We start from the raw sequence: 15137 nt of genomic DNA on the forward strand, positions 1-15137 counted from the left end.
GACCTCATTGAAGCGCTGTCACCGGCACGACTTGCCCGGCCCAGCCGTTGACGGCGCGGCGGGCAATCACCAACGACTCGCCCGTACCCGGCGCCGCCGCGAGCAGCGAACCGTCCGGGCCCCAGATGGCACTGCGGCCAGCCGACTCCCAGCCTCCGGTGACGCCGCCATGATTAGCCATCAGCACGGTCATGGCATGCTCCCGGGCATAGCCTTGCAGCAACGTCGTATCGGGCACGTAGCCACCCTCGGTGATCAACACCCCTGCTGCATAGAGCGTAGCGCCCTGCCCGGCTGCCGCAGCCGCATGACTGGCGTGGGAAAAATCGGCACACACCGCCAGCGCGATGCGATCCTGCCCCATTGTCAGCGTCGAGCCACCGTGACCTGGGGCGAAGGCGACTTCTTCCCCCGGGTGCAGATGCTGCTTGCTGTAGACCCCGAGGGAGCCGTCGGCACCGAGGACCAACGCGCCGATCAACACCGGAGCGTCGGCCGACAGCCGAATGGGCATGCCCACCACGGCGGTCAGGCCGAGCGCTTGCGCCAGGTCACGCAGCGGTTGCAGTACGGCATCCTCCGGCAGGATCGCCAGCTCCGCCGCCAGGCTGCGTTCGTAGCCGGTGAGCGACAGTTCAGGGAATACCAGCAACTGCACCCCCTGCTCAGCGGCAGCCTGCATGAAACGCTGATGACGCGCGAGGTTGGCGCGAAGGTCTCCCGCGACGGAAATCGACTGGGCGGCGGCGAAGACTGGAGCGGTCATGGGTCATCCCTGGGAGGCGTTGCAAACCTGAAGTTTGTCATAAAGCCCAGCGGACTCAAGCCAAGGCGAACAATTGCATACCCTCGATAGAATTTTCTGATTGAACCGCCGCCCTGCCCTCTAGTAAGCTCAGGGCCATTCATCGGAGACAGACCATGTTCAACGCCCTCTCACCGCTAGACACCGCCAGCGCCCCGCGCTCGGTTGCGGCTGCCCGGGCGAACAGCGTTCAAACTCCGGTCAGCTTTTATTTTGGGTATTGGTTTAGCCACTGGCGCGCCTGATACCCAACCGGCGCCCACTTTAAAACGGGTCGCCTGCCAGAGTTTTCCAAACCCCCGGTCGGCCTCCCGACCGGGGGTTTTGTTTTTCCGGCCCCATACATTTGCAGCACCAGACAACTTGAGGATTGAGCCATGAACTACGCCACTTATTACCGTTACGACAGTTTTTCCGCCTGGCGATTTACCAGCCACCGCTCGGGACAGCCTGCCGCCTCCGATCGGTCACCTACCGGTGGCAAGCCTCAATTGCGGGCCCATACGGCCAATTGTCGAACACCCCACTAGGACCGGCGCGGGAACGAACCCGCTGCCCGTCCAGGAAGCCAGATCATGAATTCGTCCGTCTCTGCTTTGCCGCTGTCCACGCTCAACCCTGCCAACGAAGCCCTGACCCTGCGTCTGCCGAGTTCGTTGCAACTCAAGCATCAATTGCCGCTCAGCACCGCGTTGAGCCACCAAGTGAGCGCCCATCGCCAGGCCATCCGCGCGATCCTCAACGGCGAAGATGCCCGCCTGCTGGTCATCGTCGGCCCCTGCTCGATCCATGACCCCAAATCCGCCCTCGAATATGCCGCCAACCTGGCTCGCGTAGCCCACGAAGTGAGCGACAGCATGTTCTTGGTCATGCGCGCCTACGTGGAAAAGCCCCGCACGACTGTGGGTTGGAAAGGCCTGGCCTACGATCCCGGCCTGGATGGCAGCGACGACATGGCCGCCGGCCTGACCTTGTCCCGGGAGTTGATGCGCGAAATGCTGCAACTGGGCCTGCCCGTCGCCACCGAACTGCTGCAACCCATGGCCGCCAGTTACTTCGATGACCTGCTCAGTTGGGTCGCCATTGGCGCTCGCACCACCGAATCGCAGATCCACCGGGAGATGGCCAGCGGGCTGGGCATGCCGGTGGGGTTCAAGAACGGCACGGACGGCGGGGTCGGCATTGCCTGCGACGCCATGCGCTCCGCCGCCCACCCCCATCGGCATTTCGGTGTCGATAGCCAGGGCCATCCGGCGATCATCCAGACCCCAGGCAACCCCGACACCCACCTGGTGCTGCGCGGCGGCCATCGCGGACCGAACTATGACCGCCAGAGCGTCACGCAGATACACAGCGACCTGACCCGCCTCAAGATACCCGCCCGGATCATGGTGGACTGCAGCCACGCCAACAGCGGCAAGGACCCGCTGCGTCAGCCGCAGGTGTTCGATGACGTGCTGGAACAACGGCTGCAAGGGAACCGCTCCCTGATCGGCATGATGCTCGAAAGCCACCTGTTCGAAGGCTGCCAGCCACTGGGCCCGTCGATGCGCTACGGCGTCTCGGTCACCGATGGCTGCCTGGGCTGGGAGTCCACCGAGCAGCTGTTGCGCGAGGCTCATCGCCGGTTGCAATTGCCCGCCTGAGGTCCCGAACCCACCTGCCCCTGGAACCAGGGGCAAGTGGAGCTCTTTGTGGGAGCGAGCTTGCTCGCGATGGCGTCAGTTCAGCCAGCCTTGGGTTGCCTGACACACTGTCATCGCGAGCAAGCTCACTCCCACCAGGGTTGCCCGGGACTGGCCTCAGCCTGACGCGCTGGAACGCACCCGGACCGTCACCCACTCGGAGCGCTGGCTGACGTCCTCCAGGCGTTCGACCTGATAGAACACGCTCACCGACCTGTCGCGCTGGTCCTGCCAGTAACTTGCGGGAATCACGAACATGAGCGGTTTACCTGCCGTGGCCTCGGTGATTTCGCGCTCAAGCACATAAGCGGAGTTGCCATTGCACTGCAACCAGACCAACTCGCCCGCCTCAAGCCCGGGATCATCGATGACAATCGTCACCCCCTCTTGCAGGTCGTCGACCTCCAGCCAGCCGTCGTTCATCTCCCGAATCTGAAGGGCCTTCAAGGCCAGGCGCTGCAACGGGCCGATGTGCAACGACAAGGGCTCAGCCCGACGCACCGAGTGTCCACGCCTGACGACATAGGTCAGGGCCAGGTCGTGTCCAGAATGGGGCGCGATCAGCGAATGATCGATCCAGAGCGATACCTCACGACCCACCGCATGGGCTTCTATGTCCAGCACATCGCGCCACAGCGCTTTGAAATCCTTGCTGGCAGTCAGGATCAACCGATCGCCGACCGCCATCCTGGCGTAGGGCCGAATGCTCACCCACGTTCCTTCGGACACCCGACTCGGATCGAGGCTGCCCCTCACCGCATCGTTGGCAACGGCTGGCAGCAGTTGCGGCGATGCATCGCCGATCTCCAGTTGCAGGTGTTCCGAAAACAGTGTGGCCGGCAACCGCTTGCCCGTCACCTGATAGGAGATCTCCAGCGAGCCGCCGTCCAACTCGGCGATATGCGGTTCGCGCACGACGAACACGACGTCTCGCCCCACTTGCCGCTCCGTGACGAACCCGGCCACTTCATACCGGTAGGGTTCGCCATCGTTGTTGAGGCCGTGCCAACGCAGCACCACTTCATCCCCGCAGGTCATCATGGGATAAGGCTTGACGGTCACCACGGCGTTGCGCCAGGCGGGGTTGATCACCCCGTCCCTGGCCGCTGCCAGGACCGGTGGCGGCAGCCTTGTTGCTGGGGTTGAACGGGATCGTTGAAGCGATGGATAGGTGATCATGTACAGGCTCCAGTCCTTGGATGAAGGCACCGTTTGAATAACGGCGCCCGGCGGAACCATTAAAACCCGCTCGCACCAACCCCGCAGCCAGACAACACGACAGCGCGAGTGGTCCTTGGCGCTCAAACCTGTAGCCGCAAACGACAGCGGTTATAGGAGGCCTCCTACATCCTCAAGTACCGCCGGGTTAGCTCCCATTCTTCCCACTTTTTTTATTCCGGTTTCTCTGGATCAGGGCGGTTTCTTCCTACACCGCACACGATGAGCCTGCATTAGAGTGAAGTCGCAAATTAAAGGTGAACCTCTTCGAAAAAGGTACGAACATGCAACGGAATGCAACCACTCAATTTCCCATCCTCTTGGTTCATGGGTTGTTCGGGTTTGACCAGATCGGCGGCTTCGAACTTTTCCATGGCATCAAACAGGCCCTGCGCGCAGGCGGTGCCCGGGTGTTCATCCCGCACTTGTCGGCCACCCACTCCAACGAAGCCAGGGGCGAACAACTGCTGGTTCAGATCGATCGGGTCCTGGCCGGCACCGGCACCACCCGGGTCAATCTGATCGGCCACAGCCAGGGTGCGCTGGCCGCCCGGTATGCCGCCGCGCTGGCACCCGACAGCGTGGCTTCGGTCACCTCGGTCAGCGGCCCCAACCATGGTTCCGAACTGGCCGACTTCCTGCGCAAGGCCCTCACGCCCGGACGGCTGCCAGGGCACGTGGCAAGGGGCGTCGCCACGCTGTTCGCCGATTTCATCTCGCTGCTGGACGCCCAGGCGCAGCTATCGCCGGCCGCTGTCGCCGCGCTGTCGGCGCTGACCACTGAGGGCGTGGGCGCCTTTAATGACAAGTATCCACAGGGCCTGCCGAAGCACTGGGGCGGGAACGGTCCGGACCGGGTCAACGGCGTGCGCTACTACTCATGGAGCGGCACGTTGCCAGAGGCGACGGATAAAGAACGGGAGCCTTTGCAGGTTTTCTGCCGCGCCTTTTCCGAATACTTCATCACCGAAGCCGGGCAGAACGATGGCCTGGTCGGGCGTTTCAGCTCGCACCTGGGCAAGGTCATCCGCTCCGACTACCCCATGGACCACCTGGAGGCGATCAGCCCGGGAGGCGGCAAGGCATGCAAGGGAACGGACCCCACAGAGCTTTACCTGCGCCACGCCGAGCGCCTGCGCAAAGCCGGCCTTTGATCGCCAGGTCCAAGGTTTTGACGCAATTTTGACAACACCCCGTCAGTGAATCCGGTAGGCTCAACACCTTTAAACACATCGAAAGGAATTTGCCCCATGGCCAAAGCCACTGCCCGCCACATCCTGGTTGCCACCGAAGACAAGTGCAACGAACTCAAGGCCCAGATCGAAGCCGGTGCCGACTTCGCCGAAGTGGCCAAGGCCAACTCCTCCTGCCCATCCAGCCGTCAAGGCGGCGACCTGGGTTCGTTCGGCCCGGGCCAGATGGTCAAGGAATTCGACACCGTGGTGTTCAGCGCACCGATCAATACCGTCCAAGGCCCGGTCAAGACCCAGTTCGGCTACCACCTGCTGGAAGTCACCAGCCGCCAGGACTGATGGCCCCTTGTGGGAGCAAGGCTTGCCCGCGATGAAACGATAACGCGGTTTAGCTGTTGGACCGCGGCGCGGCCATCGCGGGCAAGCCTTGCTCCCACAGACCTTGTTTCCCACAGGTTTTGTTCCCACCTGGCAGGAACAATCCCCTCGCTACAGGGGACTGGCGATTAAGGCGCCGCTCGCGTACAAATCGTGTCATCGATCACCCGGCTCTAAGGCTGACAATGCGACTGGCGTTCCCTTCACTGCTATTGATTGCCGTGGTCCTGCTGACAGGCGCCGCCGGCGTCGATGCAGCACCGCAACATGCCCTGACCGTCTATGGCGAACCCGCCAAATATGCCGAAGGCTTCGGCCACTTCGCCTACGCCAACCCCCAGGCTCCAAAAGGTGGGACCATGCGCCGCTCGGCCGTGGAGATTGGCCACTTCGACCACATCCTGCCCTACATCGACAAAGGCATCGGCGTCAGCCAGATCGATGGGATGCTCTACTCGCCACTGGCCCAGCGCTCGCTGGATGAACCCTATACCGTCTATGGCCTGGTGGCGCAGAAGATGGAGCGTGCCGACGATGGCCTGTCCCTGCGCTTCTACCTCAACCCCAAGGCCCGCTTCGCCGATGGCAAGCCCATCACCGCACAAGACGTGCGCTACAGCTTCGAGCTGTTGATGACCCAAGGCAGCCTGCGCTATCGCACCCAGTTCGCGGCGGTCAAGGACGTCGTGGTCGAGGACGAGCGCACCGTACGCTTCAACTTCAAGAACAACGAAAGCCGTACCCTGCCCCTGGACATCGCCACCCTGCCGGTCTTTCCCGAACATTGGTGGAAGACGCGCGACTTCGCCAACGGCGGCGGCTACGAGGCGCCACTGGGCAGTGGCCCCTACCGGGTGAGCAAAGTCGATTCCGGGCGCAGCATCACGTTCGAGCGCAATGCCGATTGGTGGGGCAAGGATTTGCCGGTCAGTCGCGGGCTCTACAATTTCGACCATTTCAGCATCGAGTATTTTGGCGACACTGACGTCGCCCGCCAGGTGCTGCGCGGCGGCGCCTATGACTACAATCGCGAATTCTCCGCCACCGGCTATTCCATCGGCTACGACGGCCCGGCCCTGCAGGACGGCCGCCTGCAAAAGGCCCACCTGGCCAAAGAGGCGCCCCAGAGCGCCCAGGGCTTTGTCTTCAACCTGCAAAAACCGCAGTTCCAGGACCGCCGCGTGCGCCAGGCCCTGGCCATGCTCTGGGATTTCGAATGGAGCAACCGCCAGATGATGCGCAACGTCTATGTGCGTCAGCAGAGTTACTTCTCCAACACTGACCTCGCCGCCCGAAAACTGCCCGATGCCGGCGAGCTGGCGATCCTGGAGCCGCTGCGCGGGCAGATTCCCGACGAAGTCTTCACCCAGGTCTTCCAGGCCCCGAAAACCGATGGCAGCGGCGTGATCCGCGACAAACAATTGCAAGCCCTGGCCCTGTTGGAACAGGCCGGCTGGAAACCCGACGGCGACCGCCTGGTGAACGCCGAGGGCGAACCGCTGAGCTTCACGTTCCTGAACAGCCAGAACGGTATCGACCGCCTGCTGCTGCCCTACAAACGTACCCTGGCGCAAATCGGCATCGACATGAGCATTCGCCGCATCGACGCCTCCCAGTACGTCAATCGCCTGATGAGTCGCGACTACGACATGATCATCACCGGCTACCCCGTCAGCACCTCGCCGGGCATGGAACTCTACAACTACTTCGGTTCGGCGGCCGCCAACGATCCGGGGGCCAACAACTACATGGCCTTGAAGAACCCGGCGGTGGACGCGCTGATCGACGGCCTGGTCAAGGCCAGCACCCAAGCCGACATGCTGCGCCATGCCCACGCCCTGGACCGGGTGCTGCAATGGAATTACTACTGGATCCCCAACTATTACCCGCCGGGCAGCTCGACCGTGTGGTGGAACCGCTTCGGCATGCCCAAGGTTCAGGCCAGCAATGACGAAGCCATCGAAAGCTGGTGGGAAGTGAGCACCACACCGTTGACCAACGAACAAATGCGCGCCGAACGCATCAGGCGCGGCACACCTGGAGGGCCGCATTGATGTGGGCTTATATCGCGCGGCGCCTGCTGCTGATCATTCCCACACTGGTGATTATCCTGCTGGTGAACTTCGTCATCGTGCAGGCCGCACCCGGCGGGCCGGTGGAACAGGCCATCGCCCACCTGCAAGGCATCGGCGGCAGCAGCGTCGGCGGTTCGGGCAGTGAGATGAGCGGCAGTTCCCGCGCCAGTCGCGGCCTGGACCCGCAACTGATCAAGGACATCGAGAAACAATACGGCTTCGATAAACCGGCCCACGAGCGCCTGTGGCTGATGCTCAGCAGCTATGCACGCCTCGACTTCGGCAAGAGCTTCTTCCGCGGCGCCACGGTCACCGACCTGATCCTGGAAAAGATGCCGGTGACCATTTCCCTCGGACTCTGGGCGACCTTGATCACCTACCTGGTGTCGATTCCCCTGGGCATTCGCAAGGCCGTGCGCCACGGCTCGGCATTCGACGTGTGGAGCAGCACCGCGATCATCATTGGCTACGCCATGCCGGCGTTCCTCTTCGCGATGTTCCTGATCGTGGTATTCGCCGGCGGCACCTCGCTGAACTGGTTTCCGGTGCGCGGGCTGGTGTCGGACAACTTCGAGTCGCTGTCGACGCTGGGCAAGATCGCCGATTATTTCTGGCACCTGGTGCTGCCGGTCACCTCGCTGGTGATCGGCGGCTTCGCCACCCTGACGATCCTGACCAAGAACTCGTTCCTCAATGAAATCACCCGCCAGTACGTGGTCACGGCGCGGGCCAAGGGCATGAGCGAACGGCGGGTGCTCTACGGTCACGTGTTCCGCAATGCGATGCTGCTGGTGGTCTCCGGTATTCCCCAGGCGTTCATCAGCGTGTTCTTTGCCGGCTCCTTGCTGATCGAGGTGATCTTTTCCCTCGACGGGCTGGGCCGCATGAGCTACGAGGCCGCGGTGTCCCGGGATTATCCGGTGGTGTTCGGCTCGTTGTTCATCTTCACGCTGTTCGGCCTGCTGATCAAACTCATCGGCGACCTCTGCTACACCCTGGTGGACCCGCGCATCGACTTCGCCGCGAGGAACGCCTGATGTTCAAGCTTTCCCCCTTGGGCCGCCGACGCTTCGAGCGCTTCAGGAAAAACCGCCGGGGCTGGTGGTCGTTGTGGCTGTTCATCGGCCTGTTCATCCTGAGCCTGGGCGGCGAGTTGATCGCCAATGACAAGCCACTGGTGGTGAGCTACCAGGGCTCGCTGTATTTCCCGGTATTCAAGCGCCACACCGAGCAGGAATTTGGCGGGCAACTGCCGTTCCAGGCCGACTACCGCAGCAGCTACGTGCAGAACCTGATCCACAAGGACGGCGGCTGGCTGTGGTTTCCACCGATCCCGTTCAGCGACGACACCCCCAACTACGACCTCAACCAGCCGGCCCCGAGCCCTCCCTCGGCGGTGAACTGGCTGGGCACCGATGACCAGTCTCGGGACGTGCTGGCCCGGGTGATCTTCGGCGCCCGGGTGTCGATCCTGTTCGCCCTGGCCCTGACCGCCATCAGTGCGCTGATCGGTATCGCCGCCGGTGCGTTACAGGGGTATTACGGCGGCTGGGTGGATCTGCTCGGGCAGCGCCTGCTGGAAGTCTGGTCCGGCCTGCCAGTGCTCTACCTGTTGATCATCCTGTCCGGCTTCGTCGAGCCGAACTTCTGGTGGCTGCTGGGGATCATGGCGCTGTTTTCCTGGCTGGCCCTGGTGGACGTGGTCCGCGCCGAGTTCCTGCGCGGGCGCAACCTGGAGTACGTCAAGGCGGCCAGGGCCCTGGGGCTCAGTGATCGCAAGGTGATCGTGCGGCATATCCTGCCCAACGCGATGAACGCCACCTTGAGCTACCTGCCCTTCATCCTCACCGGGGCGATCTCCACCCTCACCGCCCTGGATTTTCTTGGCTTCGGCATGCCGGCCGGCAGCGCCTCCCTGGGCGAGTTGATCGCCCAGGGCAAACAGAACCTGCAAGCGCCATGGCTGGGGCTGACGGCGTTTTTCACCCTGGCCCTGATTCTTTCCCTGTTGGTGTTTATCGGCGAAGCGTTGCGAGACGCGTTCGACCCACGCTCTTGAAAACAACCATGAAGCGGAACCTTGAGATGAGCGACAACCTGATCGAAATCCGCGACCTGAGCGTGGCCTTCAACGACCAAACGGTGGTGCGCAACCTGTGCCTGGACATCCGCCCCGGCGAATGCCTGGCCCTGGTGGGCGAGTCGGGCTCCGGCAAGTCGGTGACGGCCCATTCGATCCTGCAATTGCTGCCCGAGACCGGCACCCGCACCACCGGCAGCATTCGCTATCGCGGCCAGGAACTGCTGGGCGCCGAGGCCAAGACCCTGCGGGAGTTGCGCGGCAACCGCATCGCCATGATCTTCCAGGAACCGATGACCTCGCTGAACCCGCTGCACAGCGTCGAAAAGCAGATCGGTGAAACCCTGATGCTGCACCGGGGCCAGGGCGGCAAGGCGGCGCGCCAGCGCATTCTGGAGCTGCTGGCCCTGGTGGGCATTCAGAAACCCGCCGAGCGGCTCAAGGCCTACCCCCATCAACTGTCCGGGGGCCAGCGGCAACGGGTGATGATCGCCATGGCCCTGGCCTGCGAGCCGGAGCTGTTGATCGCCGACGAACCGACCACCGCGCTGGACGTGACCGTGCAACGAAAGATCCTGCTGTTGCTCAAGTCCTTGCAGCAACGGCTCGGCATGTCCTTGCTGCTGATCAGTCACGACCTCAACCTGGTGCGCAGCATCGCCCAACGGGTGTGTGTGATGAAGGCCGGGGAAATCGTCGAGCAGGCGCCTTGCGAAACCCTGTTCAGCGCACCGAAACATCCCTACAGCTGCGAGCTGCTGCACGCCGAACCGGAAGGCGAAGCCCTGCCCCGGGACGAGCGCGAAGACGTGCTGCAGGTGCGGGACCTGCGCGTCAGCTTTGCCCTGGGCGGCGGGCTGTTCCGGCGCAAGGAATACCTGCGCGCCGTGGACGGTATCAGCCTGAGCATCCAGCGCGGCAAGACCCTGGGCATCGTCGGCGAATCCGGCTCAGGCAAGTCCACCCTCGGCCAGGCGATCCTGCGGCTGATCGAGTCCGAAGGCAGCATCCACTTCCAGGGCCAGGCCCTCGAGCAGTTATCCCACAAGGCATTGCGGCCATGGCGCAGGAAGATGCAGGTGGTGTTCCAGGACCCGTTCGGCAGCCTCAGCCCGCGAATGTCGGTGCAGCAGATCATCAGCGAAGGCCTGGAGGTGCACAGCCCGTCCAGCCCTGAAGAATGCGAAGCCCAGGTGATCCAGGCGCTCAAGGAAGTCGGCCTCGATCCACAGAGCCGCCACCGCTACCCCCATGAGTTTTCCGGCGGCCAGCGCCAACGCATCGCCATCGCCCGGGCCCTGGTGCTCAAGCCGGCCCTGATCCTGTTGGACGAACCGACCTCGGCCCTGGACCGTACCGTGCAGAAGCAAGTGGTCGCGCTGCTGCGTCAGCTCCAGGAAAAACACGGCCTGACCTACCTGTTCATCAGCCATGACCTCGCGGTGGTCCGCGCCCTGGCTCACGACATGATCGTGATCAAGGATGGCAAGGTGGTCGAGCAAGGCGCCAGTCATGACGTGTTCGACTCGCCCCGGCATCCCTATACCAAGGAGTTGTTGGCGGCGGCGCATCCGGGGTGGGCATAATGCAGTGCATGACCTGGCTCCGTATCGCGCCCATCGCGAGCAAGCTCGCTCCCACAGTGGTCTGCATCGCGCCGAATATAGAGTCCGGGCGGCATTTCGACGATGACGGCCTGACAGGCACTACCTAATCCGGACCCGACCATGAACCCCACGGAAAGCCTCAAGGATTACAAGCGCGTGCGCACGCTGGCGATCCGTTCGTTGTTCGAGATCATCGAGCAGTCCAGCGAAGGCACGGTGATTGTCGACCGTGACGCGAATATCGTCTGGATGAACGAACGCTACGCCCGCCGTTTCGGCCTGAACTCGGCGCAGGAAGCCATTGGCCGGGCGTGCGAGAGCGTGATTCCCAGCAGCCTGTTGCGCGAAGTGGTGCGCACCGGGCGCCCGATCCTGCTGGACATGCAGGACACGCCCAAGGAGCCGCTGGTGGTGATGCGCCTGCCGATCCACGACAGCGCGGGCGCGGTGATCGGTGCCATCGGCTTTGCCTTGTTCGATGAATTGCACAGCCTGTCGCCGATGCTCAAGCGCTACCTGAGCATGCAGGAAGAACTGGCCTCCACCCGCTCATTGCTACGGGCGCGGCAAACCAAGTACAACTTCGCCCATTTCATTGGCACCAGCAGCGCCGGCCTTGAGGTCAAGCGCCGTGCCCGACGCAGCGCCAGCGCCGATTCGCCGGTGCTGCTGCTGGGCGAAACCGGCACCGGCAAGGAACTGCTGGCCCAGGCCATCCACAGCGCTTCGCCGCGGGCGCACAAGGCGTTCGTCAGCATCAACAGCGCGGCGATTCCTGAATCGCTGCTGGAGGCCGAGTTCTTCGGCACCGCCCCCGGGGCCTTTACCGGGGCCGACCGCAAAGGCCGTGCCGGCAAACTGCAGATTGCCCAGGGCGGCACGCTGTTCCTCGACGAGATCGGCGACATGCCGCTGCCGCTGCAAAGCAAACTGCTGCGTGTGCTCCAGGAAAAAGAGTACGAACCGGTGGGCTCCAACGAGGTGTTGCAAAGCGACGTGCGAATCATCGCCGCCACCTCCATGGACCTGGAAGCGGCGATCAAGCGCGGAGAGTTCCGCGCCGACCTGTATTACCGCCTCAACGTATTGCCGATCCAGGTCCCACCGTTGCGCGAACGCCTCGATGACCTGCCAGCCCTGAGCGAGGCGATCCTGGAAGAGTTGCGCAGCCAGCACGAACTGAACCCCGCCGCCCTCGACCTGCTGCGGCAACACGCCTGGCCGGGCAACATCCGCGAGCTGCGCAATGTGCTGGAACGGGCCGCGCTGCTCAGCGATGACCTGATGCTCACGGCGGCGGACATCCGCGCCGCCATCGGGACCTTCATGCCGGTGACGCGCCCGGCGGACGTGAGCTACGAACCCCTGCCCCAGGAAACCTTCAGCCAGGCCCGGGCGCGCTTCGACCGACAATTGATCGAAACCACCCTCGCGCAATGCGGCGGCAAAGTGGTGGAAGCGGCCGAGCGGTTGGGGCTGGGGAGATCGACGTTGTACAAGAAGATGGTGGCGTTGGGGATTGCCGAGTCTCAATAGAGAGACTTCATTCTCAAAATATAGACTGCCGGTTTTGGAGCGCTTTGCGCTCCATCGCGAGCAAGCTCGCTCCCACAGTTGACCGCGTAACTCAAGAACCTGTGGGAGCGAGCTCGCTCGCGATGAGGCCAGCCCATCCCCTAAAAATCTCAAAACAGAGACAAAACCCTCACTCCCGCCCTACAAAATAAAACAATTTCCTTATATTTCAGCCAGTTACACACCTGGCACAAAACTCGCTAAAGCCTCTCCCACAGCGTCACCACAACAATAACAATCCAGGAGACACACCATGAGTGTGATCATTGCCTTGGCAGCTCTCGCGCTGCTGATGGTTGCCGCCTACCGTGGCTACAGCGTTATCCTCTTTGCCCCCATCGCCGCCCTCGGTGCCGTCCTGCTCACCGACCCTTCCGCCGTCGCCCCCGCATTCACCGGGGTGTTCATGGAGAAAATGGTCGGCTTCATCAAACTGTATTTCCCGGTGTTCCTGCTCGGCGCGGTGTTCGGCAAGCTGATCGAGCTGTCGGGGTTCTCCCGCTCCATCGTCGCCGCGGCGATTCGCTTGCTGGGGACGCGCCAGGCCATGCTGGTGATCGTGCTGGTCTGCGCCTTGCTGACCTATGGCGGCGTGTCGCTGTTTGTCGTGGTGTTCGCGGTGTACCCGTTCGCCGCCGAGATGTTCCGCCAGAGCAATATCCCCAAGCGTCTGATCCCGGCCACCATCGCCCTCGGCGCATTCTCCTTCACCATGGACGCCCTGCCCGGCACGCCGCAGATCCAGAACATCATCCCCAGCACGTTCTTCAACACCACCGCCTGGGCCGCACCGTGGCTGGGGGTGATCGGTACAATCTTCGTGTTCAGCCTCGGCATGCTGTTTTTGCAACGCCAGCGCAACAAGGCCCAGAGTGTGGGCGAAGGCTACGGCACCGAGTTGCGCAACGAGCCGGAAACCGCCGAAGACATCAAGCTGCCGAACCCGTGGATCGCCGTTTCGCCACTGCTGGCGGTGGGCATCATGAACCTGCTGTTTACCCAGTGGATCCCACAGTGGTACGGCAAGACCCACAGCCTGGCGCTGCCGGGCATGGCCACACCGGTGACCAGCGACATCGCCAAGCTCACCGCGATCTGGGCAGTGCAGGCGGCGTTGCTGGTGGGCATCATCATGGTCTTGCTGTTCGGCTTCCGGGCCATTCGCAGCAAACTGGCCGAAGGCAGCAAGAGTGCCGTGGGCGGTGCGTTGCTGGCGGCGATGAACACCGCTTCGGAATACGGCTTCGGCGCGGTCATCGCCTCCTTGCCGGGCTTCCTGGTGCTGGCCGACTGGCTCAAGAACATTCCCAACCCGCTGGTCAACGAAGCGGTGACGGTCACGCTGCTGGCGGGCATCACCGGCTCCGCCTCGGGCGGCATGAGCATCGCCTTGGCGGCGATGTCTGAAAGCTTTATCAGCGCCGCCCACGCCGCCAACATTCCCCTGGAAGTACTGCACCGGGTGGCCGCCATGGCCAGCGGCGGCATGGACACCCTGCCCCACAATGGCGCGGTGATTACCCTGCTGGCGGTGACCGGGCTGACCCACCGCGAAGCCTACAAAGACATTTTCTGCATTACGCTGATCAAGACCCTCGCGGTGTTCTTCGTGATCGCTGTGTTCTACGCCACTGGCATTGTGTGAGGTTCCCATGACAACTGCTCTTTCGGGCAAGACCGCCCTGGTCACCGGTTCTACCAGCGGCATCGGCCTGGGCATCGCCCTGAGCCTGGCCAAGGCCGGCGCCAACCTGATCCTCAACGGCTTCGGCGATGCCTCGGCGGTGATCGCCGAGGTCAAACAATTCGGCGGCAAGGTCGGTCATCATCCGGCCGATGTCAGCGACCCGGCGCAAATCGCCGACATGCTCGCCTACGCCGAGCGCGAGTTCGGCGGCGTGGACATCCTGGTGAACAACGCCGGGATCCAGCACGTGGCCGCCGTGGAGGACTTTCCGGTGGAGCGCTGGGACTCGATCATTGCCATCAACCTGTCCTCGGTGTTCCACGCCACGCGCCTGAGCCTGCCAGGCATGCGGGCCAAGGGCTGGGGCCGGATCGTCAACATCGCCTCGGTGCATGGCCAGGTTGGCTCGGTGGGCAAGGCGGCGTATGTCGCGGCCAAGCATGGGGTGATCGGCCTGACCAAGGTGGTCGGCCTGGAAACCGCCACCAGCAACGTGACCTGCAACGCCATCTGCCCGGGCTGGGTGCTGACACCACTGGTGCAAAAACAGATCGACGACCGCATCGCCGCCGGCGTTGACCCGCAACAGGCGCAGCATGATCTGCTGGCCGAGAAACAACCGTCCCTGGAATTCGTCACCCCGCCGCAACTGGGGGAGCTGGTGCTGTTCCTGTGCAGCGAAGCCGGCAGCCAGGTGCGGGGCGCGGCGTGGAATATCGATGGTGGGTGGTTGGCCCAGTAACACCACCTTCCTCTGGCGAACGCGTTTCGTGTGGCGAGGGAGCTTGCTCCCGCTGGACTGCGAAGCAGGCCCAACAGGCGGCCGCTACGCAG

Annotated in this window: 12 protein-coding genes; 10 read left to right on the plus strand and 2 right to left on the minus strand. The window is 63.2% G+C overall.

The window, feature by feature from the left end:
• Positions 1–4 precede the first annotated feature (4 nt).
• A complete protein-coding gene (locus AO356_RS00365) occupies positions 5–766 on the minus strand; it encodes a carbon-nitrogen hydrolase family protein (protein WP_060738090.1) in 762 nt (253 codons plus the stop codon).
• A 614-nt stretch (positions 767–1380) separates the two neighbouring features.
• Here AO356_RS00365 and AO356_RS00370 point away from each other — a divergent pair.
• Positions 1381–2451 (plus strand): 3-deoxy-7-phosphoheptulonate synthase, encoded by a 1071-nt coding sequence (locus AO356_RS00370; RefSeq protein ID WP_060738091.1) that lies wholly within the window; start codon positions 1381–1383, stop codon positions 2449–2451.
• Between the two features lie 156 nt (positions 2452–2607).
• Here AO356_RS00370 and AO356_RS00375 read toward each other — a convergent pair whose 3' ends face one another.
• A complete protein-coding gene (locus AO356_RS00375) occupies positions 2608–3669 on the minus strand; it encodes a hypothetical protein (protein ID WP_237140789.1) in 1062 nt (353 codons plus the stop codon).
• Positions 3670–3992: 323 nt separating this feature from the next.
• On the opposite strand from AO356_RS00375, the gene AO356_RS00380 reads away from it, so the two are divergent.
• The 9 genes from AO356_RS00380 (at position 3993) to AO356_RS00420 (ending at position 15045) form a co-directional block, all read left to right on the plus strand.
• Positions 3993–4862 (plus strand): lipase family alpha/beta hydrolase, encoded by an 870-nt coding sequence (locus AO356_RS00380; RefSeq protein ID WP_060738093.1) that lies wholly within the window; start codon positions 3993–3995, stop codon positions 4860–4862.
• A gap of 96 nt (positions 4863–4958) precedes the next feature.
• On the plus strand, positions 4959–5240 hold the full coding sequence (locus AO356_RS00385; RefSeq protein WP_060738094.1) for a peptidylprolyl isomerase: 282 nt from the start codon (positions 4959–4961) through the stop codon (positions 5238–5240).
• A 224-nt stretch (positions 5241–5464) separates the two neighbouring features.
• Positions 5465–7333 (plus strand): extracellular solute-binding protein, encoded by a 1869-nt coding sequence (locus tag AO356_RS00390; RefSeq protein ID WP_060738095.1) that lies wholly within the window; start codon positions 5465–5467, stop codon positions 7331–7333.
• A complete protein-coding gene (locus AO356_RS00395; protein WP_060738096.1) occupies positions 7333–8391 on the plus strand; it encodes a microcin C ABC transporter permease YejB in 1059 nt (352 codons plus the stop codon). Before AO356_RS00390 ends, AO356_RS00395 begins: the two co-directional genes overlap by 1 nt.
• On the plus strand, positions 8391–9413 hold the full coding sequence (locus AO356_RS00400; protein WP_060738097.1) for an ABC transporter permease: 1023 nt from the start codon (positions 8391–8393) through the stop codon (positions 9411–9413). The genes AO356_RS00395 and AO356_RS00400 overlap by 1 nt, the downstream gene beginning before the upstream one ends.
• A gap of 26 nt (positions 9414–9439) precedes the next feature.
• Entirely contained in the window at positions 9440–11020 is a 1581-nt protein-coding gene (locus AO356_RS00405; protein WP_060743039.1) for an ABC transporter ATP-binding protein, read from the plus strand.
• Positions 11021–11161: 141 nt separating this feature from the next.
• Entirely contained in the window at positions 11162–12577 is a 1416-nt protein-coding gene (locus AO356_RS00410; protein ID WP_060738098.1) for a sigma-54 interaction domain-containing protein, read from the plus strand.
• Between the two features lie 292 nt (positions 12578–12869).
• Complete coding sequence (locus tag AO356_RS00415; RefSeq protein ID WP_060738099.1) at positions 12870–14261, plus strand: GntP family permease; 1392 nt, start codon at positions 12870–12872, stop codon at positions 14259–14261.
• Positions 14262–14268: 7 nt separating this feature from the next.
• Positions 14269–15045, plus strand: a complete 777-nt coding sequence (locus AO356_RS00420; RefSeq protein ID WP_060738100.1) for a 3-hydroxybutyrate dehydrogenase — start codon at positions 14269–14271, stop codon at positions 15043–15045.
• Positions 15046–15137: the final 92 nt, after the last annotated feature.

This window comes from Pseudomonas fluorescens, from assembly GCF_001307275.1.
Taxonomy (GTDB): domain Bacteria; phylum Pseudomonadota; class Gammaproteobacteria; order Pseudomonadales; family Pseudomonadaceae; genus Aquipseudomonas; species Aquipseudomonas fluorescens_AA.

Coding starts and splice junctions, on each gene's coding strand:
- AO356_RS00365 (WP_060738090.1), bottom strand. CDS start 766: ATGACCGCTCCAGTCTTCGCCGCCGCCCAGTCGATTTCCGTCGCGGGA.
- AO356_RS00370 (WP_060738091.1), top strand. CDS start 1,381: ATGAATTCGTCCGTCTCTGCTTTGCCGCTGTCCACGCTCAACCCTGCC.
- AO356_RS00375 (WP_237140789.1), bottom strand. CDS start 3,669: ATGATCACCTATCCATCGCTTCAACGATCCCGTTCAACCCCAGCAACA.
- AO356_RS00380 (WP_060738093.1), top strand. CDS start 3,993: ATGCAACGGAATGCAACCACTCAATTTCCCATCCTCTTGGTTCATGGG.
- AO356_RS00385 (WP_060738094.1), top strand. CDS start 4,959: ATGGCCAAAGCCACTGCCCGCCACATCCTGGTTGCCACCGAAGACAAG.
- AO356_RS00390 (WP_060738095.1), top strand. CDS start 5,465: ATGCGACTGGCGTTCCCTTCACTGCTATTGATTGCCGTGGTCCTGCTG.
- AO356_RS00395 (WP_060738096.1), top strand. CDS start 7,333: ATGTGGGCTTATATCGCGCGGCGCCTGCTGCTGATCATTCCCACACTG.
- AO356_RS00400 (WP_060738097.1), top strand. CDS start 8,391: ATGTTCAAGCTTTCCCCCTTGGGCCGCCGACGCTTCGAGCGCTTCAGG.
- AO356_RS00405 (WP_060743039.1), top strand. CDS start 9,440: ATGAGCGACAACCTGATCGAAATCCGCGACCTGAGCGTGGCCTTCAAC.
- AO356_RS00410 (WP_060738098.1), top strand. CDS start 11,162: ATGAACCCCACGGAAAGCCTCAAGGATTACAAGCGCGTGCGCACGCTG.
- AO356_RS00415 (WP_060738099.1), top strand. CDS start 12,870: ATGAGTGTGATCATTGCCTTGGCAGCTCTCGCGCTGCTGATGGTTGCC.
- AO356_RS00420 (WP_060738100.1), top strand. CDS start 14,269: ATGACAACTGCTCTTTCGGGCAAGACCGCCCTGGTCACCGGTTCTACC.